Below are 25,957 nucleotides of genomic sequence, written 5' to 3' on the forward strand. Positions count from 1 at the left end.
CCCTCGATCGACGCCTGCGTCAGCGCGCCGATCCGGGACGGTGGATGTGCGTGTCGGGAACGATCTCCGGCGCCCCGTGCTGGATCGCGTCGGCCTCCTGGTCGGTGTCCTGCTCCTGGGCGGCGCGCTCGGCCTCGATCCCCTTGCGGTAGAACTCCACCTCGCGCTGGGTCTGCTCGTCGTCCCACTCCAGGACGCCGGCGAGCAGCTCGGCGGCCTCCTCGGCGACGGCGATCCCGCGGTCCCAGGTCTCGAAGGCGATCCGGGTGCGCCGGGAGAGCACGTCCTCCAGGTGGCGGGCGCCCTCGGCCTGCGCGGCGTAGACGACCTCCGCCCGCAGGTAGTCGTCGGCGCCGTCCAGCGGGCGGCCCAGGTCGGGCCGGTCGCGGATCATGGCGAGCACGTCGTGGATGGAGGAGCCGTAGCGGCGCAGCAGGTGGCCGATCCGGGACACGTGCAGACCGGAGTGGCGCGCGAGCACGTGGCGCTGGTTGGTCAGGGCGGCGAACCCGTCGGCGCCCACCAGCGGCAGCCGGTCGGTGACCGAGGCGGGCACCGCGCCGCCCAGTCCGTGCGCGACGGCGTCCACGGCGTCCTCGGCCATCACCCGGTAGGTGGTGTACTTGCCGCCCGCGATGAGCACCAGACCGGGGACGGGGTGGGCGACGGTGTGCTCGCGGGAGAGCTTGGAGGTCTGCTCCGACTCCCCCGACAGCAGCGGGCGCAGGCCCGCGTACACGCCCTCGACGTCGTCACGGCCCAGGGGCGTGCGCAGCACCTGGTTGATGTGGTCCAGGACGTAGTCGATGTCGGCGCGGCTGGCGGCCGGGTTCTCCTTGTCCAGGTCCCACGCGGTGTCGGTCGTGCCGATGATCCAGTGCCGTCCCCACGGGATGACGAACAGGACGCTCTTCTCGGTGCGCAGGATCATGCCCGAGGAGGCCTGGATGCGGTCACGCGGGACGACCAGGTGCACGCCCTTGGACGCGCGCACGTGGATCTGGCCGCGGCCGCCCACCATCTCCTGGATGTCGTCGGTCCACACCCCGGCCGCGTTGACGACCTGGCGGGCGCGGATCCGCACCCGGTCGCCGGTCTCCAGGTCCGCGGCGTCGGCCCCGACCACGTGTTCGCCCTCGCGCAGGAAGCCCACCGCCTGGACGCGCGGCGCGATGCGCGCGCCGAGGCCGGCGGCGGTGCGCAGCACGGTCGTGACGAAGCGGGCGTCGTCCACCTGGGCGTCCCAGTACTGGACGGCCCCGGCCAGGGCGTCGCGCTTGAGCGCGGGGAAGACCCGCAGGGCCCCGGACCTGGTCAGGTGCCGGTGCGCGGGCAGCCCGCGGTTGTTGCGCGAGGTCAGTGCCAGCGCGTCGTAGAGCGTGACGCCCGCGCCGATGTAGGCGCGCTCCCAGTGGTGGGAGAACGGGAAGAGGAAGGGCACCGGCCGGACCAGGTGCGGCGCGATCGTGGTGAGCAGCAGGCCGCGCTCGTGCAGGGCCTCGCGGACCAGCTCGAAGTCGAGTTGCTCCAGGTAGCGCAGGCCGCCGTGGATGAGCTTGCTGGATCGGCTGGAGGTGCCCGAGGCGAAGTCGCGCGCCTCGATGAGCGCCGTGGACAGTCCGCGCGAGACCGCGTCCAACGCGATCCCCGCTCCGACGATGCCGCCGCCGACGACGAGGACGTCGAACTCCTCCTCGGCCATCGCCACGAGTGACGCCGCGCGCTCCTTCGGTCCCAACCAGGTGGTCGCCATCCGCCCGTCCCTCCGTCTCGATGGTCGCTCTCGTCCAGGCGCATACCCACCCGGACGACCCGCCCATCAGACCGCCCTTGAGATCCCAGGCTAACGGGGCGGCCCGGGGCGGAGCGGGCACCACACCGCGCGCGGGCGCGCCCCGGCGCCTCCGTGGTGGAGGCCCGGGGCGGCGCGGGGGGCGGTCAGGACCGGCGCAGGCCCAGGGCCAGGAAGGCCAGGAAGGCCAGCGGCGAGTGTCACCTCGCCACCCATCCAGGAGGGTTGCGGGAAGCGTTCCGGTCCGCGTGCGCAACGACGCCACAGTCCCGGCAGGTGAAAAGTGCTTGGGAAACTCGGTTGGCCCTCTCGGCATGGTCGCACTCCGCACACGTTTGGGACCTGTAGGCCGGATTGACGAACACCATCGGAACCCCGGCCCGTTTGGCCTTGTAGACGATGAACCGCGCCAACTGGGCGAACGCCCAGGAGTGCAACGCGACCCGTTGGGGCCTGCGTAGCCGTACCCGTTCGCGGATCCCCCTGAGGTCTTCCAGGGCGATCCCGCGTCCGGTGCGTTCAGCCCCGGTCACGATCGTCTTCGACACGACATGATCGATGTCCCGCGCCCGACGGGACTCCTTTCGGCGCTGCTTTCTCAGCAACCGCTTGGCGGACCTGGTCCCCTTTTTCTGCAGCTTGGTCCGCAAACGCTGGTGGCGGCGCCGGTACCGGTTGAACCCGCGCCCAGCGGCCCGATAGCCGGAAGAGGTGGCGGCGATATCGACGATGCCCAAGTCCACCCCGACGAAGCCGTCCGGTTCGTACTGTTCGACCCCAGGAACCTCACACGTGGCGTGCGAAAACCACACCCCGTCCCGGAACACCAGGTCCGACTCGCCTCGCCGGGGAGCAGCTTGACCTGCGCAACCAGCTTCATAGTCCAACACACTGCCGAACCTGGATACGGCTTTGAGGACAAACAAGAAAAACTGTCCAGAGAATCATTGAAAATGACCGAACCGTTATAATACAATTCTCCCTGGCCGAACGCCCCCACACACGGCCCAGCCGGATCTCGCACGCCGTCCGCAAGCTCGCCGAGGGCGGCTGGGTGGAGCGCCGGCACTGCGAGGACGACCGGCGCAGCCGGTGCGCGGTCCTCACCGAGCAGGGCCGCCGGCTCCTGCGCGACGCCGGAGCCCGCCACGTCACACGGACTCGACGGCGGCCGGGGAGGAGGGACCGGACGCCCCGGCCGCACCCGCGCCCTGTTCCTCCAGGGCCGCCAGGCGCCGGATCATCCGGTGCACGATCAGCAGCGGGACGAGGCCGAACACTCCGAAGGAGATGTCCAGCAGCTGCCAGGGAAGGGGGATGCCGCGGATCGGGCCGCAGACGAGCGCCAGCGGCACGACCATCACGCAGGCGATCATGCCGAACTGGATCACCCACACGTTGCGCACCGGGTCGCGCAATGGACCGTAGAAGGCCACCGCGATCACCAGGTGCGCGAAGGCCAGCCAGTCGGTCCCGTAGAGGATGAACGGGTGGTCCCGCTCCGTGGCCGCCAGTCCCGCCCGCACGCGTTCGATCCAGTCCACGAGGCCTGGCAGCGGCTCGGCGACGGGGGCGAGCGGTCCGGTCAGCAGGGTCTCCAGCAGCCGCACCTCGGCCAGGAGCGGAAAGGCGGTGACCCCGCTGACGACCAGGCCCACGATGAAGACGAGGATCCAGATCCGGATCCGGCGCAGCAGCGACGCGTGAGTGTCCACGGCAGTGAGCCTAGACCGCCCCTCCGGAGCACCCTCTCCGCCCCCTGGTCTGCGCATCCGCACCCCGGGGGCCGGTCCCCCGCGGCCGGCGGACCTCAGCGGGCGTCGGTCCTCACGAGGCGTCGGCGTAGGCGTGCGCGTAGGCCAGCACGTCGTTGAGGTAGGTCCGGGAGCTGTTGTAGGTCAGGATCGCCCCCTCCCAGTCCTGCGCCGAGGTGAGGTCGCGTCCACCCCCGCACAGGTACCGGCCGGCCGAGAGCGCCGCGTCGTCGATGCTGTGCGGGTCGGGGTCGCCGCCCTCCAGCGAGGTGCCCCACCGCTCCCACGTACCGGGGATGAACTGCATCGGACCCACCGCCCGGTCCCACTCGGTGTCGTCGTCGTAGCGGCCGCCGTCGGTGTCCGGGATCGCCTGGGTGTTGTTCGTGCCGTCCAGAGGGATGCCGATGATGTCGATGGTGGTCGACCCGTCCGCCCCGAGCTCGCCGCCGCCGTGCGTGCCGTGCTTGGTCTCCACGTAGCCGATGCCCGCCAGCGTCGGCCAGGACAGGCGGCACGCGGGCTGCTCCTGGGCCAGGACGAGCTGGGCGCTGGCGTAGCCCTCCAGCGCGCGGCGCGGGATGGTGGTCGACTCCGCCACCTCGTCGAGCCAGTCGGCGCTGGGCCGCAGGGCGGACTCCGGGGTCTGCTGCTCGTCGGCCCCGGTGTCGGCGCCCGCGTCGGCGGCCGCCTCACCGCCCGACTCCCCCGCCGACCCGTCGCCGGCGGTGACGTCGGACGTGGCCGGCGGGCCGGTGAGCTCGTCGTGCGGCGGGGTCTGGATCGATCCGTCCTCCGGCTCCTGTTCGGCGGCCGACGAGGGCCCCGACCAGGAGTCGAGCGTGGAGGAGATCCGGTTGGCGACGTAGACGAGACCGCCGGTGATCAGCAGGCACACGGCCAGGGCCGTGCACGCGGCCACCAGTGGACCGCGGCCTCGACCGCCGGTCCGATCGCCACGGGGAGCCCGACGCTTGCCCATCGCCCCGCCCTCCTTCACGTGTTCGTCAACTGAGGACCATGCGAGACCAAAGTACGCGACGCACACGTGAAAGGGCGCCCCGTGAGCGGGACGCCCTCTCCGCACGTCGGTGTCAGTGGTGCGGGTTGACCACGACCTCGACCCGCTGGAACTCCTTGAGGTCGGTGTAGCCGGACGTGGCCATGGTGCGGCGCAGAGCACCCATGAGGTTCATGGAGCCGTCGCTGGAGGACGCCGGGCCGTGCAGGATCGACTGCAGGTCGCCGATCGTGCCGACGTTGACGCGCTCACCGCGCGGCAGCTCGGTGTGGTGCGCCTCGCTGCCCCAGTGGTAGCCGCCGCCGGGCGCCTCGGTGGCGCGGGCCAGCGGGGAGCCCACCATGACCGCGTCCGCGCCACAGGCCAGCGCCTTGGCGATATCGCCGCTGCCGGTCATGCCACCGTCGGCGATGACGTGCACGTAGCGGCCGCCCGACTCGTCGAGGTAGTCGCGGCGGGCCGCGGACACGTCGCCGATCGCGCTCGCCATCGGCACCGCCACGCCCAGCACCGAGCGGGTCGTGTGGCCCGAGCCGCCGCCGAACCCGACCAGCACGCCGGCCGCGCCGGTGCGCATCAGGTGCAGGGCCGCGGTGTAGGTGGCGCAGCCGCCGACGACGACGGGGACGTCGAGGTCGTAGATGAACTGCTTGAGGTTGAGCGGCTCGGCCCGGCCCGAGACGTGCTCGGCCGAGACCGTGGTGCCGCGGATCACGAAGATGTCCACGCCGGCGTCGACGACGGCCTTGTGGTACTGCGCGGTGCGCTGCGGCGACAGCCGTGCGGCGGTCACCAGCCCGGCGTCGCGGATCTCCTCGATCCGGCGGCCGATCAGCTCCTCCTGGATCGGCGCCGCGTAGATCTCCTGGAGCCGCTTGGTGGCGGCGACGTCGTCCAGCTCACGGATCTCCGAAAGGAGCGGCGCGGGGTCCTCGTAGCGGGTCCACAGCCCTTCCAGGTCCAGCACGCCCAGACCGCCCTGCCGACCGACGGCCACGACCGTCTCGGGCGAGGCGACGCTGTCCATGGGGCTGACCACCAGGGGCGTCTCGAACCGGTAGGCGTCGATCTGCCAGGCGATGGACACCTCCTCCGGGTCGCGCGTGCGGCGCGCCGGCACGATCCCGATCTCGTCGAGCTCGTAGGCACGACGCCCGTTCTTGCCCAACCCGATCTCCACCTGTGCCAACGCTTCGATCCCCTCTGACGTGCGACGCCGGTCGGTCGACCGGCGTGGTTCCCGCAGCGGAGAGTCTATCGGCCCGCGGGTTGAGCTGGGTTTGCCCCGCTCCGACCCGTCGGACGGCCGCGAGCGGAGGGCGGAGCGGCCCGCGCGGCGGCGGGTCCGGGGGGCGAACGGCGGGTTCCGCCGCCCGTCCCCCAAGGCCCGGGAGCGGGGCGCGGGCGCGGGGCGCGCGCCTTCCCCACCCCTCGCGCTACGCCTTGGCGGCCGTGTCGATCGCCTGCTCCAGGTCGGCCCACAGGTCCCCGACGTCCTCGATCCCCACACTGACGCGGATGAGCCCCTCCGAGATGCCCGCCCTGGCCAGACCCGCGGCGTCCAGCTCGCGGTGCGAGGTGCTCGCCGGGTGCATGACCAGGGTCCGCACGTCCCCCAGGGACGGCGCGAGCGAGGCCAGTTCGATCGAGGACGCGAACGCCCGGCCCGCCGCCAGACCGCCCGCCAGCTCGAACGCGAGCACACCTCCGAAGCCGCCGTCGAGGAGCCGCCGGGCGGTCGCGTGCCCGGGCGCGTCCGGCAGCCCGGGGTAGTGCACGGCCGTGACCGCCGGGTGGGCGGCCAGCCGCTCGGCCAGCACCTGGGCGCCGGCGCACTGGCGGGAGACCCGCACCGCCAGTGTGCTGAGCCCTCGGAGGATCAGCCAGGCGGCGAAGGGGTCCAGCACCGCGCCGAACTCGGCGGTGCGCGCGCGGACCGCTTCCAGGGTGCCGGGGTCGGCGAACACGGCGACGCCCCCGATCGTGTCGGAGTGGCCGCCCATGTACTTGGTCGCGGAGTGCACGACGATGTCGGCGCCGTGTTCGACGGGGCGGCACAGCAGCGGTGTGGCGAAGGTGTTGTCCACGATGGTCGTGGCGCCGACCTCCCGCGCCAGGGCCGCCAGGGCGGGCAGGTCGGCGACGCGGCCGGTCGGGTTGGCGATGGTCTCCACCATCAGCACGTCGGTGTCGGGGGTGAGGGCCTCGCGCACCTCGTCGAGGTTCTCCGCGTCGACCCTGACCACGTCCACGCCCCACCGCTCGCGCAGGTCGTCGAGCAGGCCCTGGGTGCCCCCGTAGAGCCGGTCCTGGGCCACGACCCGGCCGCCGGAGCCCAGCAGCGCCCACAGGGTGGAGGTGATCGCCCCCATGCCCGAACCGGCCGCGATCGCGCCCACCCCGCCCTCGAGGTCGGCCACGGCGTCCTCCAGGGCGGCGACGGTCGGGTTGCCGTAGCGGGCGTAGACATAGGGCGAGCCGGGCCCCTCGAAGGAGGCGGCCATGGCGTCGGTGTCGGCGAAGGCGAACGTGTGCGACTGGTACAGGGGCATGCCCAACGGGGTGCTGCCCTCCACCGGTCGCACGGGGTGGTGCACGGTACGGGTGTGGATGTGAGGTGCCATGCCCCCACTCTGACCGCCCCGCCGCCGCGGGGGCAGAGCCAATCGGGCAGAATTGGATCCATGAGCGAGCCAATCTCTCCCGGCGAACTGACCGCCCTGCTCGGCCGCTGGGCGGCCGGGCGCGGACCGCTCTACCGCCTCCTGGCGGCACGGTTGCGCGGTCTCATCGACGAAGAGGCGCTCGCGCCCGGAGCGGGGCTGCCCGCCGAGCGGCGCCTGGCCGCCCACCTGAGCGTGGGACGCGGCACGGTCGTGGCCGCCTACGACCTGCTCAGCGACGAACGCCGCCTGGTCCGCAGGCGCGGCAGCGGCACCCGCGTGGCCCCGGGGCCCGACCCCGTGCCCGCACCGGTCCGGCGCACGCACGACGGATCGCTGTTCCTCAGCATGTTCGAACCCGTCCCCGGGACGCTCATGCTGACCTGCGCCGCACCGGACGCCCCGCCCCCCGAGCTCCACTCGGCCTACCGGGAGGCGGCGGTGCGACTGGACGTGCTGGCCAACGACATCGGCTACCACCCCACGGGCCTGATCGAGCTGCGCACCGTCATCGCCGAGCGCTTCACCGAACGGGGGCTGCCCACCGCTCCGGACGAGGTCCTCGTCACCAACGGCGCCCAACAGGCGCTGGACCTGCTGGTGCGCTGCCACGTCTCGGCCGGGGACACCGTGCTGGTCGAGCGGCCGACCTACCCGGGGGCGCTGGCGCTGTTCGGGGAGGCCGCCGCGCACGTGCGCGCGGTGGACACCGGCGCGGAGGGAGTGGACGTGCCCGCTCTGCTGGCGGCGATGGCCGAGGCCCCCGCGCTCACCTACCTCGTGCCCTCGTTCCACAACCCGACCGGGTCGGTGCTCTCCCCGCTGCTGCGCCGCCGGATCGCGGCCGCGGCCGGGGAGCACGGCGGTCTGGTCGTGGACGACGAGACCATGGTGCACCTGGGCTTCGACGGCCGGGCGCCGGCACCGCTGGCGTCCTTCCCGGGCGGAGAGGACGTGGTGACCGTGGGGTCGTTGAGCAAGCTGGTGTGGGGCGGGCTGCGGATCGGTTGGATCCGGGCCCGACGCCCGGTCCTGGACCGGCTGCGCAGAACGAAGATCCTCACCGACCTGGGCGGCGACGTGCTATCCCAGTTGGCCGCCGCCCACCTGTTGCGCGACCCGGCTCCCATCGTCCGGCGGCGAGGCGCGGAGCTGCGACGGCAGCACGACCGGTTGGGGGCCGAACTCCGCCGACGCCTACCCGACTGGGAGTTCGCACCGGCGGCCGGGGGGCAGACGCTGTGGGTGCGTCTGCCGCACGGTGACTCGGCGTCCTTCGCCCAGGTGGCGCTGCGCCACGGCGTGGCCCTGCTGCCCGGCGACAGCCTGTGCGCCGGGGGCGGCGGCTCGTCCTGGCTGCGGCTGCCGTTCCTCGCCTCGACGGAGACGCTGACCGAGGCGGTGGAGCGCATCACGCGCGCCTGGGAGCACTACGGCGAGACCGACGCCCCGCCCGCGCCACCGCTGGGCGCCCTGGCCGTATGAGTCGTGCTCTCTGGCGCCCCGCAGGCCCGCAGAGGGGTTGGGCATGAGCGAACCCGCTCATGGGGACCACAGGGGGTCTATCCGGGCCAAAGCAGGAAGGACCGCGCCGGAGGCGTCCGTTGAGGGTGGTGGCGGGCGACGGTGTGGGCACGAGCGGAGGCCCAAAAAGATACGGCGAGGGCGCCGACGGGTCCTGGAGGGCCTGGAGGTGCACTCCCGAGGAACGAGGGAGTGCACCGGAAGGCGCGAAGGCCCCGCCTAAAGGCGCGCGAGCGCGCCCCTGATGTCCTCGAGTCCGTCGAGGGCCCGCCCGTCCACGTCGGACGGGTCGGCCTCCGCCCGGGCCGCCAGGGACTCGGCCAGGGCGACCGACGGGCCGCTGAGGGTGCCGAAGCGCCGCGCGGTGTGTCCGAGGCACAGCCCGGCGAGCCCGAGCAGTGGATGCCCGGGCTCGGCCCGGGCCGCGACCAGGGCACAGCAGCGCTCGACGAACGCCGCGTCCTCGTCGTACAACGCCGCGCCGACCAGTGCGCGCGCCGCGTCCAACTCGCACGAGGGGTCGGACAGGCACCGTTCCACGGCCGCGACGACCTCGTCGTGAGGCAGCAGGGCGGGGTCGTCGTAGCGCATCCGGGCCGCCGCTAGCGGGCGTTGTAGTTGGGCGCCTCGACGGTCATCGTGATGTCGTGCGGGTGGCTCTCCCGCAGCCCGGCGCTGGTGATGCGCATCAGCTGGCCGCGCTCGCGCAGGTCGTCGACCGTGCGCGCACCGGCGTACCACATGGACTGGTGCAGGCCGCCGACCAGCTGGTGGGCGACCGCCGAGAGCGGGCCGCGGAAGGGCACCTGGCCCTCGATGCCCTCGGGGACGAGCTTGTCCTCGGAGGAGACGTCGGCCTGCGCGTAGCGGTCCTTGGAGTAGGAGCGGCCGCGCATGGCGCCCAGGGACCCCATGCCCCGGTAGGCCTTGAACTGCTTGCCGTTGATGAAGATCAGCTCGCCGGGGCTCTCCTCGACACCCGCGAGCAGGCTGCCGAGCATGACGGTGCTGGCGCCGGCGACGATGGCCTTGGCGATCTCACCGGAGTACTGCAGGCCGCCGTCGGCGATGAGCGGCACGTCCGCCGGTCCGCAGGCCCTGCTCGCCTCCAGGATGGCGGTGAGCTGGGGCGCGCCCACTCCGGCGACCACGCGGGTGGTGCAGATGGAGCCCGGGCCCACGCCCACCTTGACGGCGTCGGCGCCGGCGTCGACGAGCAGCTGCGCGCCGACGCGGGTGGCGACGTTGCCCGCGACGATGTCGGCGCGGGAGTTGGCCTTGAGCTTGGCGATCATGTCGGCCAGGCCCGCGGAGTGGCCGTGCGCGGTGTCCACGACGAGGAAGTCGACCCCGGCCTCGACCAGCAGCTTGGCGCGCTCCTCGGCCTCGGTGCCCACGCCCACCGCGCCGCCGACCACGAGGCGGCCGTCGGCGTCCTTGGTGGCGTCGGGGAACTGCTCGCTCTTGATGAAGTCCTTGACGGTGATGAGTCCGCGCAGGCGGCGGTCGCCGTCGATGAGGGGGAGTTTCTCGACCTTGTGCTTGCGCAGCAGCTCGAAGGCCTGCTCACGGCTGACGCCGACGGGCGCGGTGACCAGGTTCTCGGTGGTCATGACGTCGCGGACCAGGCGGGCGCGGTCCTGCTCGAAGCGCATGTCGCGGTTGGTCACGATGCCGACCAGGCGGCCCTGGGCATCGGTGACCGGGACGCCGGAGATGCGGTAGTGCGAGCACAGGCGCTCGACCTCGGCGAGGTCGTCCTCGGGGTGGCAGGTGACCGGGTCGGTGACCATGCCGGCCTCGGAGCGCTTAACCAGGTCGATCTGCGCGGCCTGCTCCTCGGCGGAGAGGTTGCGGTGCAGTACGCCCGCGCCGCCGTTGCGGGCCATGGCCACGGCCATCCGGGCCTCGGTGACGGTGTCCATCGCCGCGGACAGCAGGGGGATGCGCAGGGAGATGTTGCGGGACAGCCGGGTGGCGGTGTTCACCTCGCCGGGCTGGAGGTCGGAGTAGGCCGGCACCAGCAGGACGTCGTCGTAGGTCAGTCCCGGCGGGAGCAGCTTGTCCCCGTAGTCGCTGTACTCCTGGCCCATGACACAACCTCCGCTGTTCCGGCACACCTGCCGCGGATTCGCCCCCGCGTGTCACCTCATCCTAGGGCGTGGGACCGGCCGCCCCACGAGGAACGGCCTGTTTGACCGGTCACCCGCGGGAAAAGTGAGCCGTCTCACAGTTTGAGATCGGGGTCACTCGGCCGGGTGGTATGGCGGTAGAGGCAGTAGCCCTGGGCCCGGGCGGACGGGCGCCGTGGACAGACGCGGCGCCCGCGGTCCCGGCCGGCGTGCTCAGGTGAAGAGGCGGTTCGCCACGGCCACCTGCCGAAGCCGAGCAATAGCTCGGTGCTGGGCAACCCGTACCGCGCCCGCCGACATTCCAAGTACATGTCCCGTCTCATCCGCTGTCAGGCCCGCGATCACTCGCATGATCAGGAGCCTGCGTTGCTGTTCCGGTAGTTCGTCCAGGAGTTCCCTGGCCCGCTGCGCCTCGATGACGCGCACGGCCGACTCCTCCGGCCCGGGGCCGTCGTCGGCCCGCTCGGGCACGGAATCCGTGGGCACCGTCTCCACCCGCCCGGCCACGCGCAGGGTGTCGGCGACCTTGTGGGCGGCGATCCCGAAGACGAAGGAGGCGAAGGGGCGCCCCCGGTCCTGGTAGCGCGGTATCGCCGTGAGCAGGGCGATGCACACTTCCTGCGCGACGTCGTCGGAGTAGTGCGCGAGCCCGGAGACCCTCGCCAGCCGCGCGCGGCAGTAGCGGACGACCATGGGCCGGACCTCCCTCAGGAGCGAGTCCATGGCACCGTCGTCCCCTCGAACCGCGAGCGATCCGAGGTGGTTCAACCCCGAGTCACGCGCAGTGGAGTCCGACTCCCCGTGCGTACCTGGCCGCTGCGCGGTAACGCCCCCCCGGGCGCCTGCATCCGTCACGTTAGGAATGATGCCCGCCCCGCGGGACCCAACCGCCCCATTCGCCAACTACGGAATGGTCACGTTTTGGAAAATTCACCAGAAAACGCCCCTCTCAACGCGAGGGATCCCACGATACCCGTGATAGAAGGCGCCTTCGTGAGGACGGCGTCCGCGCGTGGCAACGGGGGCCGGACGCGCGTGCGTCCCGCCCCCGGTACCGGACCCGTGACCGCGCCGGGGCGCGGTCGTCACGGCCTAGTGGCCGTGCCCGTGGCCGTCGTCGGCCTCGTCCTCGGGCTTGTCCGCGACCAGCACCTCGGTGGTCAGCAGCATGCCGGCGATGGACGCGGCGTTCTGCACGGCGGAGCGCGACACCTTGACGGGGTCGATGATGCCCTCGGCGGTCAGGTCGCCGTAGACGCCGGTCGCGGCGTTGTAGCCGTGGCCGACCTCCATCTCGGACACGCGGTGGGTCACCACGTAGCCCTGAGCGCCGGCGTTCTCCGCGATCCAGCGGGCGGGCTCGACCAGCGCGCGGCGGACAATGGCCACACCGGTGGCCTCGTCGCCGGTCAGGCCGAGGTCGCCCAGAGCGGTGGAAGCGTGCACCAGGGAGGCGCCGCCACCGGCGACGATGCCCTCCTCGATGGCCGCGCGGGTCGCCGAGATGGCGTCCTCCAGGCGGTGCTTCTTCTCCTTGAGCTCGACCTCGGTGGCCGCGCCCACGCGCAGCACCGAGACGCCGCCCGCGAGCTTGGCCAGGCGCTCCTGGAGCTTCTCGCGGTCCCAGTCGGAGTCGCTCGCCTCGATCTCCTTGCGGATCTGGCGGATGCGGTCCTCGACCTCGCTCTGGGCACCGGAGCCGTCCACGATGGTGGTGGCGTCCTTGGTGACCGTGATGCGACGGGCGCTGCCCAGGGCCTCCAGACCGGCGTTCTCCAGGGTCAGGCCGACCTCCTCGGAGATGACCTGGCCGCCGGTGACGACGGCGATGTCCTGGAGCATGGCCTTGCGGCGCTCGCCGAAGCCGGGCGCCTTGACCGCGGCGACGTTGAGCGTGCCGCGCATCTTGTTCAGCACCAGGGCGCCCAGGGCGTCGCCCTCGATGTCCTCGGCGATGATCAGCAGCGGCTTCTTGGTCTCCTGGACGACCTTCTCCAGCAGCGGGAGCAGCTCGTTCAGGTTCCCGATCTTGCTCTGGCTGATGAGGATCTGAGCGTCCTCCAGCACCGCCTCCTGGCGGTCGCCGTCGGTGACGAAGTAGGGCGAGACGTAGCCCTTGTCGAACTGCAGGCCCTCGGTGAAGTCCAGCGACAGGTCGAAGGTCGGGGACTCCTCGACCGTGATGACGCCGTCCTTGCCGACCTTGTCGAAGGCCTCGGCGATGAGGTCGCCGATCTGCTCGTCCTGAGCGGAGTTGGTCGCCACGTAGGCGATGTCCCCGCGCTCCTCGACGGGGCGGGCCCGCTCCAGCAGGATCTCGGCGACCCGCTCGGCGGCCAGGTCGATGCCGCGCTTGAGGGACATCGGCGAGGCGCCGGCGGCGACGCTGCGCAGGCCCTCGCGCACGAGCGCCTGGGCCAGGACGGTGGCGGTGGTGGTGCCGTCGCCCGCGGCGTCGTTGGTCTTGGTGGCGACCTCCTTGACCAGCTGGGCGCCCAGGTTCTCGTAGGGCTCGTCCAGCTCGATCTCACGGGCGACGGTCACGCCGTCGTTCGTGATGGTGGGCGCACCGAACTTCTTGTCGATGACGACGTTGCGTCCGCGCGGGCCGAGCGTGACCTTGACCGCGTTGGCGAGACGGTCGACGCCCCGCTCGAGGGCGCGGCGAGCGTCGTCCTCGAACTCCAGGATCTTCGGCATGTGTGCGTGCTTCCTCTTGACCGTGGTCGGAAAAGTGCGTCCCGCACCGCACGGCGATGTGCCGGCCGGTGCGGGACGCGCATGGCTCCCGGCCCGCGGAGGCGGGCCGTGCCGAGGTGGGTGTGCCCCGCGCCTGCGGGGATCCGCCTACTTCTCGACGACCGCGAGGATGTCGCGGGCGGAGAGGACCAGGTACTCCTCGCCGTCGTACTTGACCTCGGTGCCGCCGTACTTGCTGTACAGGACGACGTCGCCGACGTTCACGTCCAGCGGGATGCGCTTGTCACCCTCGTCGTCCCAGCGGCCGGGACCGACGGCCAGGATCTCGCCCTCCTGGGGCTTCTCCTTGGCGGTGTCCGGGATGACCAGACCGGAAGCCGTCGTCTGCTCGGCCTCCAGGGTCTTGACCACGACGCGGTCCTCGAGCGGCTTCAGCACGGTCTTGGTGGCGGTCGACACGGTGTGACCTCCCCCTTCAAAAATTCGGTGTCCTGAGATCGGCCCGCGCGGACGCACGGACCGGCTGCGAAAAAGGGGCGACCGCGGCGGCCTGTCGTCGCGGGTGCCAGACCGGCCTCGTCGCGATTAGCACTCTACCCCTGCGAGTGCCAGAATGGAAATGTGACGGGAAGGCCTGGTCGGCCGGGCTTTCGCGCCACGCGCCCCAGGCGGCACCGGGGAGGGTGACAGGCGCCGCACCACCCGATTCCTGGAGGTCCGATGCACCTGCCCGCCTTCGAGGCCCTGCTGACCGACGCGGGCGGGGAGCTGCTGGCGGACGTGGACCCGGAGGCAGCCGCCGCGGACCGGCTGGCGGCGGCGTCCCGGCTGCGCCGTGACCCGCGGCTGGCCGCGCTCGATCCCGCCCTACCCGTTTCCGATCTGGTCAACGCGGCTTTGCACCAAGTCCTGCTGCGCAGGCGCGGCCGGGCCAAGTTCGGCGAGCGCGCCGAGCGGATGTACTTCACCCCGGACGGCCTGGAGCAGTCGACGCGGCACGTCGTGGCGGCCTACCGCGCCGAACGCACGGCCGCCGTCGCCGGCGCCGTCCTGGACGGGGGCACGGCGGGCGACCTGTGCTGCGGCGTGGGCGCGGACCTGCTCGCGCTGGCCGAGCGGGGCGTCCCCGTCGAGGGCGTGGACGCCGACCCCCTGACCGTGGCGGTCGCGCGCGCCAACATGGCCGCGCTGGGGCTGGAGGGCCTGGCGCGGGTGCGCCAGGGGGACGCGACCGAGGTCGCCCCCGGCGCCTACCCGCTGCTCTTTTGCGATCCCGCCCGGCGCGGGGGGCGCGGCCGGGTGTTCGACCCGGCGGCCTACTCCCCTCCGTGGGACGTGGCGGTGCGCCTGGCCGAGGGGTCCGGTGCCGCCTGCCTGAAGGCCGCGCCCGGCCTGCCGCACGAGGCGATCCCCGCGAGCGCGTCCGCCGAGTGGATCTCGGTGGACGCGGAGCTGAAGGAGGCGGCGCTGTGGTTCGGCGCCGCGGCCGAGGGACCGCGCCGCCGCGCGACCGTGCTGCGCGAGCGCAAGGGCACGGACCCGCGCGCGGCGCCCGGAGGGGGCGACGGCGGGCGAGGGGACGGGTGGGCGCGACTGGACGAGGAGCCCGGCCTGGGCCCCGCGCCCGTGGCGCCGGCCCGGCGGTACCTGTACGACCCGGACCCGGCGGTGGTGCGCTCGCACCTGGTCGCGGAGGCGGCGGCCCGGGTGGACGGCGCGCTGCTGGACGAGCGGATCGCCTACTTCACGGCCGAGCGGGCCGTGCTCTCGCCGCTGTGGCGGGTGCTGGAGGTGGTCGAGGTGATGCCGTTCTCGCTCAAGCGCCTGCGGTCGGCACTGCGCGCGCTGGGCGCCGGGACGGTCACGGTCATGAAGCGGGGTTCGGCCGTCGACACCGAGAAGCTGCGCCGGGACCTGCGGGCGTCGGGGCCGGAGGCGGTCACGGTGGCGCTGACGCGCGTCGGCGAGCGACCCGTGGCCCTGCTGTGCCGCGAGGTGGCGCACGCGCCCCCGGACACCGCGACGCCCTGAGGCCCCGCCCGGAGCGGCCGGACCGCCCGGGGCCGCGGGACCGCCCGGACCGCCCGGACCGCCCGGGGTCGGCCTCATCCGGGGCCCGCCCGGGGTAGGGCCCGCCCCACCCCGCGGTCTAGCCCGCTCCCGATGGTGCGGGGCGCACGCCGCGGCCACGCTGGAACCCATGACGAAGCGAGCGGCGGAACACGCGCGGACGGGCCCCGGAGCCGGTCCCATCGAAGGGGACGCCCGCGGGCCGGTCCTGGACCTGGAGGACGTGAGCAAGGTCTTCCGGGGCGGGAACACCGCGGTCGAGGACCTCACCCTGCGGCTGACCCCCGGTGTGGTCGGCCTCCTCGGACCCAACGGCGCGGGCAAGTCCACGCTGATGCGCGTCATGGCCACGGTCACCCGGCCGACCTCCGGCCGGGTGCTGTTGGACGGCGTCGACATCGCGACGCGCCCCCGGGCGATGCGGGCCGTCCTGGGCTACCTGCCGCAGGACTTCGGCGTCTACCCGCGCCTGACCTCACGGGAGTTCCTGGGCTACCTCGCCGCGGCCAAGGGCCTGCCGGCGCGTGCGGCGCGGGCCCGGATCGACGAGCTCCTCGCACTGGTCAACCTCACCGCCGCGGTGAAGCGGCCGCTGGGCGGATACTCGGGCGGCATGCTGCGCCGCATCGGGATCGCCCAGGCGCTGCTGGCCGACCCGCGCGTGCTCATCGCCGACGAGCCCACCGCGGGCCTGGACCCCGAGGAGCGGGCGCGGTTCCGCAACCTCCTCACAGAGCTGTCCCGGGACCGGATCGTCGTGCTGTCCACGCACATCGTCTCCGACGTCGAGTCCGTGGCGACCGACCTGGCCGTGGTCTCGGCGGGCCGCCTCCTGCGGCACGGCCCTCCCGACGCCCTGCTCCAGGAGGCGGCCGGGCAGGTGTGGGAGGCGGTCGTGTCCGCCGACACGGCGGCCGGACTCCAGGCGCACCACCGGGTGAGCCGCATGGTGCGCACCGGCGACGGGGTCCGGGTCCGGTTGGTCTCCCGGGACTGCCCGCTGCCCGAGGCCGTCGGCGTGCCGCCCGACCTGGAGGACCTCTACCTTCTCGTCGTCCCGCCGTCCCGCACCTCCGCGGTCGCGTCCCAGGGAGTGTTCGGAGGGCCGTCGCGGTGAGGGGATACGTGCGCCTGGTCCTGGGCGACGTGCGCGAACGCGTGCGCGTGCCGGCCTACCTGGTCGCCCTGCTCGCCACGGTGGGCCTGGGCTATCTCGCGGTTCCGGCCGTGGACGCCCACTGGACGGTGGTGGACGTGGCGGGGTACCGCGGCGTGTACGACAGCGCCTACGTCGGCATGGCGACGGCCCTGGCCAGTGCCGTGTGGCTGACCCTCGCGGGCTTCTACGTGGTGCGCGACACCATCGGCCGGGACCGGTCGACGGGCGTGGGAGAGCTGCTGGCCGCGACCCGGCTGGGGACTCCGGGCTACCTGCTGGCCAAGTTCGGCGGCAACCTCGCGGTCCTGGTCTCGATGCTGGGCGTGGTCGCGGCCACGGCCGTGGTGATGCAGCTGGTCCGCGGCGAGTCCACGGCCGTCGACCCGGTGGCCCTGCTGACCCCCTACGTGGTGCTCGCCCTGCCCCTGATGGTCCTGACCGCCGCGGCGGCGGTCCTGTTCGAGGCGACGCCGCTGCTGCGGGGCGGCCTCGGCAACGTGGCCTGGACGGTGGTCGCGCTGGCGCTGATGATCGGCGGTATGTCCGCGCGGGCCCCGTTCGGGGGCCTGGGCATCGGGAACGTGAACGAGTCCTTCCGCGCTTCCATGGCCGCCCAGGGGATCGACACGGCCGCGGGTGAGTTCAGCCTGGGGCTCACCTACGTCGACGAACCGCTGCGGGCCTTCGACTGGTCCGGATGGGCGCCCTCCGGCGACCTGGTGGCGAGCCGGCTGCTGATCGTCGGGGGCGCCCTCGTCCTCGCGCTGCTGCCCGTGCTGTGGTTCGACCGCTTCGACCCCTCCCGGCGGTCCGGTGCCGCGCAGGCGTCCGCCGCGCCGCGTCCGGTGCCCGAGCCGGTCGCGGCGTCCTCCGGCCCGCGGCCGCGGGCGTGGCGGGACCTGCCGCGGACGGCCGCTCCGCCGACGCCCGGGAGCGCCTGGGCGGTGTTCCCCCGCCTGGTCGCGGGTGAGCTGCGGATGCTGCTGAGCGGACTGGGCCCGTGGTGGTGGGCGGTCGCCGCCGCGGTCACGGTCGCCGCCCTGGCCCTGCCCGCGGCGTCGGCGCCGACCGTGCTGCTCGTCGCGTGGGTCTGGCCGCTGCTGGTCTGGTCGCGGCTGGGATCGCGGTCCCGCCTGCTCGGACTGGACGACCTCCTGGGCTCGTATCCGAGTCCGGCCGGGAGGTTCCTGGCCGAGTGGACGGCGGGCGTCCTGCTGACCGCGGCCACCGGCGCGGGTCCGCTGCTGCGCATGCTCACCGCCGGGGACTCCGCCGGCGCGGTGGCCTGGGCCGCCGGGGTGCTGTTCATCCCGAGCCTGGCGTTCGCCCTGGGGACCGTGAGCAGGGTGGGACGACCGTTCCAGGCGCTCTACCCTCTGCTGTGGTACCTGGTGCTCAACGGGTTGGCCCCGGTGGACTTCCTCGGCGCGGTGCGGGTCGACGGGCGGCCCGCGGGTCCGGACCCGCTGCTGGTCGGGGCGGTGGCGCTCGGACTCCTCGCCGTGGCGGGCGCGGTGGCCGCAGTCCGCTCGCGACCGCCCCGGCCGCTCCGGTCCGCGCGTCCCGCCTGATGCGCGGCGGCCCCACCCCGGCGGCCCCACCCCCGCGGCCGCGCGACGGCCGACAGGGCGGGGCCGCCGCCCTGTCGGCCCGAGGCTCGCGATACGGTCACCCGACGCAATGACATCGTTACCTCCCACTTCACTTTCTTTCGCCTTCCACTGGGGTAGGGCGTGCACGTGTCGTTAAACTGACGGCGCCGCAAGCTTTCCCCCTCTCATGGATCCGTCCGGAAGGCCGTGGTCGACCGATCCGTTTCTCGGTTCACCGACCACGGGAACTCGCCCCCCGTGTATACACAGCGTCACACTTCAATCACAGTGAGACATTAACGGGGCGCGGGCACCTCCCACCCGGGGACCATCGAGAACCCGACCGCCCGGAACCACCGTCCACTCCCCCGGGCCGGTTCGGGAGCGCCAGAACAATCAAGGAGCACCTCGGTGGAACAGACCAATCACAACTTCCTCACCGGAGGAGGTCAGGCCGGGATCTCCGACCGGATGCGTGACCTGCTCTCCCAGGCCGCCAACGAGCACGACTCCGAACAGAAGTCGCAGGGCGCCGTCAGCGAGGAGATGCGCCAGCGACTGGAGGGCATGGAGTGGCTGCTGCGCGAGTTGCGCGAGCGCGAGCTCACCGCCCTCGGGGAGTCGATCACCAAGGTCGACGGCCGGATCGACGACCTGCTCTCGCGCCCCCCGGAATGGGCGGAGACCCTCGCGGAGCACATCGAGATCGTCGGCCGCCAGGTCAAGCCCCTCTCGGACATGCCCTCCCTGCGGGCCGACACCCACCGCATCGCCGGTCACCTGGACACCGCCCTGACGCGGCTCCAGCGCATGGCCGAGACGGGCAACCGGACCTCCGAGCAGATCGCCGAGGTCGGCGAGCGGCTGACCGGTCTGAGCGAGAAGGTCGACGCCCGGCTGGACGCGCTCGACGGGGCCCTGGCGGCCCTGGCCGAGCGGACCGAAGGCCTGGAGGCCTCCCTCACCTCGCTGGCCGAGGCCACGGGCGAGCGGCACGAGGCCCTCACCGCCACGGTCACCGAGACGCTGGCCGCCGGCCGGGCCGAGCTCGGCGAAGCGGTCCAGGCGAGCCGCGAGGCCGTCACCGCCGCCGTGGGCGAGGCCCGCGAGGCGCTGACCGCCGCCGACGAGCAGCTCGGGGAGACCGTCACCGCGAAGGTCACCGAGGCCGCCGCAGAGCTGCGCACCCACACCGAGGAGCGCGTGGCCGAGCTGCGCTCGTTCGTGTCCGAGCGCACCGCGGAGCAGCACGAGAGCCTGCTCGCCAAGCTCCAGGAGAACACCGGCGAGCTGGGCGAGCGCACCAGCGCCCTGGCCGAGGAGCTCGGCGCCCTGGCCACCGCCTCCGGGGAGCGCCACGACGCCCTCACGGCCAAGCTCACCGAGAGCGTCGGCTACCTGAGCACGCAGGGCGAGGAGAACCACGCCGAGGCCACGGCCGCCGTCGCCGACGTCACGGGTTCCCTGGCCAAGCTGCGGGAGAACCACGAGTCCTCGCTCACCGAGCTCCGCTCCCACCTGCGCCAGCGCCTGTCGGAGCTGAGCGAGCAGATGGAGCTGGGCCGCACCGAGGCCCGCGAGCACGACGAGGCCGCCGCCGAGCGGCTGCGCGAGGCCGTCATCGAGCGCACCGAGGCCCTGAGCACCCGGATCGCCGAGGACGCGGAGCGGGTCGCGGGAGACCTCGGGGAGCTGCGCGGCTTCGTCGAGGAGAACGACACCCGGCTCGCCGCGGAGGCGGCCGAGCGCCACCAGGAGCTCACCGACACGCTCGGCGAGCAGGTCCGCTCCCACCAGAGCGCGCTGGACGAGCGACTGGAGCGCCAGCGCGAGTCCCTCACGGCCAAGGTCGACAACCACCTGTCGCAGATCACCGGCAAGGTCGACCACGAGCTGGGCCGCCTGACCGACCGCTTCGACACCTTCGAGGGGCACTTCGAGGGCAGCTTCGAGGGCATCGAGGGCAAGATCGACGGCGTCGACGGCCGGATCGACGGGCTCAACGGCCGCCTGGACGGCCTCGACGGCCGGGTCAACGGGGTCGAGGGCCAGTTCGAGGGGGTCAGCGGGCACTTCGAGGGCGTGGACGGCCGGATGGAGGCCATCGACGACCGTCTGGAGGCGCTCAACCAGCGGCTCAACCAGCTGCCGCAGACGATGGAGATCACCGAGCTGCACCGCCGCCTGACCGAACTGGTCGACCGCCCGCAGCTGGACCACTCCGGCAAGCTCGACGAGATCGACCAGCACGTGACCTCGGCCATCGAGCCCGTCCTGCGCGAGCTCAAGCAGCGGCCGGACCGGCAGGAGTTCGAGGAGACCGTCACCGAGGCGGTCGAGAACTCCCACGACGACGTCACCAAGCGGTTCACGTCGTTGGAGGAGACGGTGCTCGCGCTCGCCGAGGCGCTGCTGCGCCCGGGTCGCGACGGCAAGAAGAAGAAGCGTCGCGACGACGACGAGGACGACGAGTAAGCCCACCCACCCTCAACGGACGCCTCCGGCGCGCAACCTTCGGCCGCCGTTCAGGAGCGGCCCGCACCGGGCACCACGGGCGGGGCCGGCACGCGACACGCGTGCCGGCCCCGCCCGCGTCCGGTCAGCTCCCGGCGAGCATGTCCAGGTAGTGCTGGTTGTACATCACGCCCAGGACGTTGCCGAAGGGGTCGGTGACCGAGGCGGTGACGAACCCCTCGCCCCGGACGGTCACGGGCTCGTACTCCGTCGCCCCCAGGGCCAGCAGTCGCTCGACGGCCGCCTCGACGTCGTCGACGTGCCAGTACACGACCACTCCGCCCGGGCCGGAGTGCCCGTTCGGGGGCGCGAAGCGCCGGTCGATGATGCCCAGCTCGTGCTGGTGGTCGCCCACGCGGAACTCGGCGTAGGCGGTGGCACCGCCGGGACCGGGCCGCTCGAAGTACGGTTCGGCTCCCAGGACCTCGGCGTACCAGCGCGCGGCCTCGGCGACGTCGTCCGCCCACAGGCTGATGGTGGTGAGTCCTCGCAGCATGACGGCCTCCTTCGTGTTCCCCGCGCGGTGCGCGGTGTCGATGGAGTCGACGTTACGGACACTGGAGGCCAATGACTGTCCTCCACTCGCCCGACCCTTGGCGGTCCCCGCATCTTCTAGCCTTCGACTCGGGACGGCCGCCCCGGAGCCCCACCGTCGCCGCGAACCGCCTGGAGGACAGAGCGCATGACCCGCCTGCACGTCTTCGACATGGACGGCACCCTGCTGAGGGGAACGACCGCGAGCCTGGAGATCGCTCGTCTACTGCGCTGTGAGGAGGAGCTGCTGGAGCTGGAGGCGCGCTTCCGGCGCCAGGAGGTCGACACGCGTGGCTTCGCGCGCGGCGTCCACCGGCTCTGGAGCGCGCTCACGCAGGAGCACGTCGCCACGGCCTTCGAGCGGAGCCCCTTCCTCGCCGGCATCCGCGAGGTCTGCGAGGACATCCGGGCGCGCGGGGAGTACTCGATGGTCGTGAGCATGTCCCCGGACTTCTACGCGCGCCTGCTGCTCCGGTTCGGCTTCGACGAGGTGGTCGCCTCGCGCTTCCCCCCGCTGCCGTTCGCCTCCCCCATCGTGGCCGACCACATCCTCACCCCGCAGGACAAGGTGGACATCGTTGAACGCGCCCGCCGCGACCGGGGCCTGGCGGCCGACGCGTGCGTGGCCTACGGGGACTCCCTGTCGGACGCCCCGCTCTTTCGCCACCTGACCGCCACGGTGGCGGTGAACGGCGACGAGCAGATCACCGGTCTGGCCGCCGCCCACTACTCCGGCGCGAGCCTGGTGGACGCCTACGCCCTGGCCCGCGCGTCGCTGTCCCCGGACACGGTCCCGCCGGCGCCGGCTCCGGCTCCGGCGCCCCCGCGGAGCACGTCCCGGCACCCGTAGGCCGTGTTCTTTGCGGCATTCCGGGCTCGCGGCCGCCAGGACCGCCTCTCGCGGCGCCTCTGCGCTCGTGCAGCACGACCAGGCTGAACTTCGCACATCGTCTGACGAGAGACGACCTGACGACCGCGAGCCCACCCGAAAGCCCGCAGAAGAACACGGCCTCGGCGCGCCGGGGCGCGGCCGTCCGCTCTCGCGTGGAACCGGCGACCGCGCCCGGCACCGCGTCAGACAGTGAAGACGATCTTGCCGAACAGGTCGCCGTCGGCCATCGCCTGGAAGCCCTCACGGGCACGGTCGAGCGGGAGCACCCGGTCGATGTCGGGACGCAGCCCGGTGCGCACGCACATCTCGGTGAGCGTGGCCAGCTCCGCACGCGAGCCCATCGTGGACCCGAGCACCCGCAGCTGGAGGAAGAACACGCGGGTGAGCTCGGCCGAGGGCGCGTCACCACTGGTCGCGCCGCAGGTGATGATCGCCCCGCCGGGCTTGAGCGAGCGCACCGAGTGCGCCCAGGTGGCCTGGCCGACCGAGTCGAAGACGGCGTCGACCCGCTCCGGCAGACGCTCACCCGTGGGCACCGCCGCGTGCGCGCCCAGCGCCACGGCGCGGTCGCGCTTGGCCTCGCTGCGGCTGGTCGCGTAGACCCGGTGCCCGGCCTGCGCGGCCAGGCGGATCAGCGCCGCCGCCACGCCGCCGCCCGCGCCCTGCACGAGGATGGTCGAGCCGGGCCGCAGGTCGGCCTTGCCGAAGAGCATGCTGTACGCGGTCAGCCACGCCGTCGGCAGGCAGGCGGCCTCCTCGAAGGACAGCTCCGGGGGCTTGGGCAGCAGGTTGCGCCGGGGCACCAGGACCTTCTCCGCGAAGGTGCCCTCGTGCACCTCCGACAGCAGCGAGCGGCGCGGGTCGAGGGTCTCGTTCCCGCCCCCGGCGACGAGGTCGCCGATGACGCTGTGCAGGATGACCTCGTTGCCGTCCTCGTCGACGCCGGCGGCGTCGCTGCCGAGGATCCGCGGCAGGCTCTTCTCGTCGAGGCCGACGCCGCGCAGGCTCCACAGGTCGTGGTGGTTGAGCGAGGCGGCGCGGACGTCGACCACGGCCCACCCCTCGCGCGGCTCGGGCTCGGGGCGCTCGCCCGCCTCCAGACCGGAGACGGGGTCGTCGGGGCTGATGCGTGCTGCGGTGATAGCGAACATGGTCCGAAGCCAACCACGTTCGCCGAACCGGATTCCAGTCGGGGGGCCGGTCGGCGGGCTAAGAAGGAGTGAACTGGAAGGTCGCGCCTTCCTCCTCCGTGTGGGACACGTACTCGACGGTGTAGTGGAAGAGCTCGGCGGACTCCCCGGGCTGGAGCGTGGCGCTCTGCTCCTCCTCCCGGTTGCCCTCCTCCTGCTCCACGATCACCTCGGCGCTCTGGTCCGCACCCATGTAGACCTCGAACCCGTACTCGGTGTTCCCGCCCTCCGACAGGGCCCCGGACCACTGCGCGTCGACGACCACGACCGTGCAGTCGCCGTTGCGGCAGCTCTTGTGGTTGACGCCCTCACAGGCGGTCACGGAGGTGAGTACGAGGAGTGCGCCCGCGGTGTGGAGGGCGACGCGATGGGCCTTCATGCGGAATGTCCGTTCTTCGGGGGCCGGCGACGGGGAACGCCGGGACATCGAGCAGGGTCAAGCTAGCAGCGCGCATCACCCGCCGCCCAGCCAGGGTGCGCACGTGGAAGGGGGCGAGGCGCCGAAGCGTCCCGCCCCCTCCGTGCTCAGGAAAGCGCGCCGAGGCGGCCGTAGAGCGCACGGTAGACGTCCGCGTTGTGGCCCCAGGTGCGGCGGGACCCGACTTCCTCGCGCCCGGCCAGTACGCACGCCTCACGCAACTCGACGTTCTTGTCCAGCGACATGACGGCGTCGGCCAGCGCGACGGGGTCCCCCGGGGGGATCAGGGTCCCTGCCCGACCGTTGTCGACGAGCTCGCGTAGCGCGGGCAGGTCGCTCGCGATCACGGGTACGCCCAGCGCCATCGCCTCGACCGGCTTGAGCGGTGTGACCAGGCGGGTGACGCGTGCGTCGATGCGAGGCACGACCATGACGTCCAGTGCGGCCTGAGCACGCAGTGCCTCGTCGGGGTCCACCCGCCCCGGGAGCAGGCACCCGTCACCGAGGCCGCGGCGCTCGGCGAGGTCGAGCAGGTCCGGTCGCGCCGGCCCGTCCCCGACCAGGAGGATCCGTACTTCGCTGCCCCTGTCCCGCAGCAGGCCCGCGGCCTCGATCAGGGTTTCGAACCCTTCGTAGTGCGTCAGGCTCGACACCGAGCCCACCACGCACTCGTGCGGCGCGATACCGAAGGACTCCCGGAAGGACGCCCCGTCGGGCCGTTCGTGCAGAAGCCGCTCGTCCACGGCGTTCGGCGCCATGACGATACGTTCGGGCGCCACACCGCGCTCGATGATCTCCGACCTCATCGTGTCCGCCAGGGTCACCACGGCGTCCGCTGCCCGGAGCACCGAGCTCTCCCGTTCGACGAGCAGACGGTGGCGCTCACTCCCACGGCGGGAGGACGCCCCCTCATGGGACAGCCAGGTCTCCTCCAGGAAGCCGCGCAGTTCGTACACGACAGGGATGCCGAGTGCGCGTCCGACGTGCAGGGCGACAGTGGCGTTCTTGTGGTCGCTGGCGGCGTGGAGCACCGCCGGCCGGAGTCGCCGGGCCAAGGCCGTGGCCTCGCTGATCGCGACATCGACCCGTTCCTGCAGTCCCAGGCCGAATCGTTCTCCGGGGCGGAGCCGGTGGTAGGGGATCCCGTCGACTTCGCGCAGTGCCGCAGTGTCCCCGTCCTCGGGCCCGGGCCAACCCGGAAAGGTCACGACGTGGGGCTCCATCCCGGCGTCACGCTGGGCGAGAACGATCCTGTGTGTGCGGACGGTGTAGCCCGCCTGCGTGTTGGGCAACGCGTTCGTCACGAAGTGCAGGACTCGTCCGGGAACCGGCGGAAGTTCTCCCGGCTTGCGCTCGGGCAGCTCCGGCAGCGGACCGATCGCCCTTCGGTGGTCGATCAAACGGCGGCGCGCCCGATCGGCCTGGTCGTCCAAGGCGGCGTAGGGGACGAGTTCGTCGATGGCTTCCCGCACCCGCCCTTCTCCATAGAGGATCTGAGCGCGTGCGCGCGCCTCCTAGGCGCGCGCGGCGATGCGCCATTCCATTCCCGACCTGAGACCGCCCTCTTTTCCACCTTCGGCCGCGGCGCGTTTTCCGTCCGCCAGTGAAAGATAGACGTCACGAACACGCCGGTCCACCCGCCGAGCCCAGACCATGACCGCCGCGACGCCCGCACCGATCGCCCCCAAGGCGACGAGTTGCAGAGCGGTGAACAGCGACATGACGCCCATCGAGAACAACATGCCGATCGTGCACGTCCCGATCAACGCCGCTGCCGCGACCGAAATCTTCTTGTTTCTACGCACATATCCCATGGATCCCCCCAAACCATGACATCCGTCGACAGGCCCATTCCGTTGGCCGGCGAGGATGTGACGGCGGACTTTATCACCGCACATCCGCCGTTCCAATGAACGCGAATAAACGGCATGGCGGGGGCCTTTCATTCACCGGGATGGGAGAAATCAGGCTGGGGAAGGAATCCGGAATCCGTGCGCGAAGG

22 protein-coding genes and 1 pseudogene are annotated in these 25,957 nt (G+C 72.6%); 7 read left to right on the forward strand and 16 right to left on the reverse strand.

Annotated features, from left to right (window positions below):
- Positions 1–19 precede the first annotated feature (19 nt).
- Positions 20–1,753: a glycerol-3-phosphate dehydrogenase gene (glpD, locus tag DFP74_RS06120; RefSeq protein WP_121180811.1), complete on the reverse strand. Its 1,734-nt coding sequence runs from the start codon at positions 1,751–1,753 to the stop codon at positions 20–22.
- Positions 1,754–1,992: 239 nt separating this feature from the next.
- Positions 1,993–2,682 (reverse strand): RNA-guided endonuclease InsQ/TnpB family protein, encoded by a 690-nt coding sequence (locus tag DFP74_RS06125; RefSeq protein WP_370013348.1) that lies wholly within the window; start codon positions 2,680–2,682, stop codon positions 1,993–1,995.
- 56 nt (positions 2,683–2,738) lie between these two features.
- Here DFP74_RS06125 and DFP74_RS34875 point away from each other — a divergent pair.
- A pseudogene (locus tag DFP74_RS34875) lies at positions 2,739–2,897 on the forward strand (MarR family transcriptional regulator); the annotation flags it as partial.
- Between the two features lie 46 nt (positions 2,898–2,943).
- Here DFP74_RS34875 and DFP74_RS06135 read toward each other — a convergent pair.
- The 4 genes from DFP74_RS06135 to DFP74_RS06150 all read right to left on the reverse strand — a co-directional run bounded on the left by DFP74_RS06135 (position 2,944) and on the right by DFP74_RS06150 (position 7,191).
- Positions 2,944–3,507 (reverse strand): hypothetical protein, encoded by a 564-nt coding sequence (locus DFP74_RS06135; protein ID WP_199725500.1) that lies wholly within the window; start codon positions 3,505–3,507, stop codon positions 2,944–2,946.
- Between the two features lie 112 nt (positions 3,508–3,619).
- The gene (locus DFP74_RS06140) at positions 3,620–4,528 is read right to left on the reverse strand and encodes a lytic transglycosylase domain-containing protein (RefSeq protein ID WP_121180813.1); all 909 of its coding nucleotides are present in this window, start codon (positions 4,526–4,528) and stop codon (positions 3,620–3,622) included.
- A gap of 112 nt (positions 4,529–4,640) precedes the next feature.
- Positions 4,641–5,747 carry a GuaB3 family IMP dehydrogenase-related protein gene (locus tag DFP74_RS06145; RefSeq protein WP_121180814.1) on the reverse strand — a complete coding sequence of 369 codons (1,107 nt, stop codon included), beginning with the start codon at positions 5,745–5,747 and terminating at the stop codon, positions 4,641–4,643.
- A gap of 256 nt (positions 5,748–6,003) precedes the next feature.
- Positions 6,004–7,191, reverse strand: a complete 1,188-nt coding sequence (locus DFP74_RS06150; protein ID WP_121180815.1) for a PLP-dependent aspartate aminotransferase family protein — start codon at positions 7,189–7,191, stop codon at positions 6,004–6,006.
- 60 nt (positions 7,192–7,251) lie between these two features.
- On the opposite strand from DFP74_RS06150, the gene DFP74_RS06155 reads away from it, so the two are divergent.
- The gene (locus DFP74_RS06155) at positions 7,252–8,715 is read left to right on the forward strand and encodes a PLP-dependent aminotransferase family protein (protein WP_121180816.1); all 1,464 of its coding nucleotides are present in this window, start codon (positions 7,252–7,254) and stop codon (positions 8,713–8,715) included.
- A gap of 258 nt (positions 8,716–8,973) precedes the next feature.
- Here DFP74_RS06155 and DFP74_RS06160 read toward each other — a convergent pair whose 3' ends face one another.
- The 5 genes from DFP74_RS06160 to groES form a co-directional block, all read right to left on the reverse strand.
- Complete coding sequence (locus DFP74_RS06160) at positions 8,974–9,345, reverse strand: hypothetical protein (RefSeq protein WP_121180817.1); 372 nt, start codon at positions 9,343–9,345, stop codon at positions 8,974–8,976.
- Positions 9,346–9,356: 11 nt separating this feature from the next.
- Positions 9,357–10,847: an IMP dehydrogenase gene (guaB, locus tag DFP74_RS06165; RefSeq protein ID WP_121180818.1), complete on the reverse strand. Its 1,491-nt coding sequence runs from the start codon at positions 10,845–10,847 to the stop codon at positions 9,357–9,359.
- 252 nt (positions 10,848–11,099) lie between these two features.
- Positions 11,100–11,741: a sigma-70 family RNA polymerase sigma factor gene (locus DFP74_RS06170; protein WP_370013349.1), complete on the reverse strand. Its 642-nt coding sequence runs from the start codon at positions 11,739–11,741 to the stop codon at positions 11,100–11,102.
- 237 nt (positions 11,742–11,978) lie between these two features.
- Positions 11,979–13,586, reverse strand: coding sequence for a chaperonin GroEL (gene groL / locus DFP74_RS06175; protein WP_121180820.1), 1,608 nt, complete (start codon positions 13,584–13,586; stop codon positions 11,979–11,981).
- A 147-nt stretch (positions 13,587–13,733) separates the two neighbouring features.
- Positions 13,734–14,045: a co-chaperone GroES gene (gene groES, locus DFP74_RS06180; protein WP_121180821.1), complete on the reverse strand. Its 312-nt coding sequence runs from the start codon at positions 14,043–14,045 to the stop codon at positions 13,734–13,736.
- A 261-nt stretch (positions 14,046–14,306) separates the two neighbouring features.
- Between groES and DFP74_RS06185 the strand changes: the two genes are divergently transcribed.
- The 4 genes from DFP74_RS06185 to DFP74_RS06200 all read left to right on the forward strand — a co-directional run bounded on the left by DFP74_RS06185 (position 14,307) and on the right by DFP74_RS06200 (position 20,882).
- The gene (locus DFP74_RS06185) at positions 14,307–15,617 is read left to right on the forward strand and encodes a class I SAM-dependent methyltransferase (protein ID WP_121180822.1); all 1,311 of its coding nucleotides are present in this window, start codon (positions 14,307–14,309) and stop codon (positions 15,615–15,617) included.
- A 169-nt stretch (positions 15,618–15,786) separates the two neighbouring features.
- Positions 15,787–16,773 carry an ABC transporter ATP-binding protein gene (locus DFP74_RS06190; RefSeq protein WP_121180823.1) on the forward strand — a complete coding sequence of 329 codons (987 nt, stop codon included), beginning with the start codon at positions 15,787–15,789 and terminating at the stop codon, positions 16,771–16,773.
- Positions 16,770–18,386 (forward strand): hypothetical protein, encoded by a 1,617-nt coding sequence (locus DFP74_RS06195; RefSeq protein ID WP_121180824.1) that lies wholly within the window; start codon positions 16,770–16,772, stop codon positions 18,384–18,386. The genes DFP74_RS06190 and DFP74_RS06195 overlap by 4 nt, the downstream gene beginning before the upstream one ends.
- Positions 18,387–18,818: 432 nt before the next feature.
- Positions 18,819–20,882 carry a hypothetical protein gene (locus DFP74_RS06200; protein ID WP_121180825.1) on the forward strand — a complete coding sequence of 688 codons (2,064 nt, stop codon included), beginning with the start codon at positions 18,819–18,821 and terminating at the stop codon, positions 20,880–20,882.
- 124 nt (positions 20,883–21,006) lie between these two features.
- On the opposite strand, the gene DFP74_RS06205 is transcribed toward DFP74_RS06200, so the two are convergent.
- A complete protein-coding gene (locus tag DFP74_RS06205; RefSeq protein WP_121188068.1) occupies positions 21,007–21,417 on the reverse strand; it encodes a VOC family protein in 411 nt (136 codons plus the stop codon).
- 186 nt (positions 21,418–21,603) lie between these two features.
- Between DFP74_RS06205 and DFP74_RS06210 the strand changes: the two genes are divergently transcribed.
- Entirely contained in the window at positions 21,604–22,305 is a 702-nt protein-coding gene (locus DFP74_RS06210; protein WP_121180826.1) for an HAD family phosphatase, read from the forward strand.
- 224 nt (positions 22,306–22,529) lie between these two features.
- Here the strand turns inward: DFP74_RS06210 and DFP74_RS06215 are convergent, their stop codons facing one another.
- The 4 genes from DFP74_RS06215 to DFP74_RS34190 all read right to left on the reverse strand — a co-directional run bounded on the left by DFP74_RS06215 (position 22,530) and on the right by DFP74_RS34190 (position 25,760).
- A complete protein-coding gene (locus DFP74_RS06215) occupies positions 22,530–23,498 on the reverse strand; it encodes a zinc-binding dehydrogenase (protein WP_121180827.1) in 969 nt (322 codons plus the stop codon).
- A 58-nt stretch (positions 23,499–23,556) separates the two neighbouring features.
- Positions 23,557–23,916, reverse strand: coding sequence for a hypothetical protein (locus DFP74_RS06220; RefSeq protein ID WP_121180828.1), 360 nt, complete (start codon positions 23,914–23,916; stop codon positions 23,557–23,559).
- A gap of 146 nt (positions 23,917–24,062) precedes the next feature.
- Positions 24,063–25,427: a glycosyltransferase family 4 protein gene (locus DFP74_RS06225; RefSeq protein ID WP_233570826.1), complete on the reverse strand. Its 1,365-nt coding sequence runs from the start codon at positions 25,425–25,427 to the stop codon at positions 24,063–24,065.
- A 42-nt stretch (positions 25,428–25,469) separates the two neighbouring features.
- A complete protein-coding gene (locus DFP74_RS34190; RefSeq protein WP_233570827.1) occupies positions 25,470–25,760 on the reverse strand; it encodes a hypothetical protein in 291 nt (96 codons plus the stop codon).
- Positions 25,761–25,957 lie beyond the last annotated feature (197 nt).

Origin of the sequence: Nocardiopsis sp. Huas11, from assembly GCF_003634495.1 — a bacterium.
Taxonomy (GTDB): Bacteria; Actinomycetota; Actinomycetes; order Streptosporangiales; family Streptosporangiaceae; genus Nocardiopsis.

Coding starts and splice junctions, on each gene's coding strand:
- DFP74_RS06205 (WP_121188068.1), bottom strand. CDS start 21,417: ATGCTGCGAGGACTCACCACCATCAGCCTGTGGGCGGACGACGTCGCC.
- DFP74_RS06140 (WP_121180813.1), bottom strand. CDS start 4,528: ATGGGCAAGCGTCGGGCTCCCCGTGGCGATCGGACCGGCGGTCGAGGC.
- guaB (WP_121180818.1), bottom strand. CDS start 10,847: ATGGGCCAGGAGTACAGCGACTACGGGGACAAGCTGCTCCCGCCGGGA.
- glpD (WP_121180811.1), bottom strand. CDS start 1,753: ATGGCGACCACCTGGTTGGGACCGAAGGAGCGCGCGGCGTCACTCGTG.
- DFP74_RS06160 (WP_121180817.1), bottom strand. CDS start 9,345: ATGCGCTACGACGACCCCGCCCTGCTGCCTCACGACGAGGTCGTCGCG.
- DFP74_RS06155 (WP_121180816.1), top strand. CDS start 7,252: ATGAGCGAGCCAATCTCTCCCGGCGAACTGACCGCCCTGCTCGGCCGC.
- DFP74_RS06190 (WP_121180823.1), top strand. CDS start 15,787: ATGACGAAGCGAGCGGCGGAACACGCGCGGACGGGCCCCGGAGCCGGT.
- DFP74_RS06215 (WP_121180827.1), bottom strand. CDS start 23,498: ATGTTCGCTATCACCGCAGCACGCATCAGCCCCGACGACCCCGTCTCC.
- groL (WP_121180820.1), bottom strand. CDS start 13,586: ATGCCGAAGATCCTGGAGTTCGAGGACGACGCTCGCCGCGCCCTCGAG.
- DFP74_RS06185 (WP_121180822.1), top strand. CDS start 14,307: ATGCACCTGCCCGCCTTCGAGGCCCTGCTGACCGACGCGGGCGGGGAG.
- DFP74_RS06210 (WP_121180826.1), top strand. CDS start 21,604: ATGACCCGCCTGCACGTCTTCGACATGGACGGCACCCTGCTGAGGGGA.
- DFP74_RS06220 (WP_121180828.1), bottom strand. CDS start 23,916: ATGAAGGCCCATCGCGTCGCCCTCCACACCGCGGGCGCACTCCTCGTA.
- DFP74_RS06150 (WP_121180815.1), bottom strand. CDS start 7,191: ATGGCACCTCACATCCACACCCGTACCGTGCACCACCCCGTGCGACCG.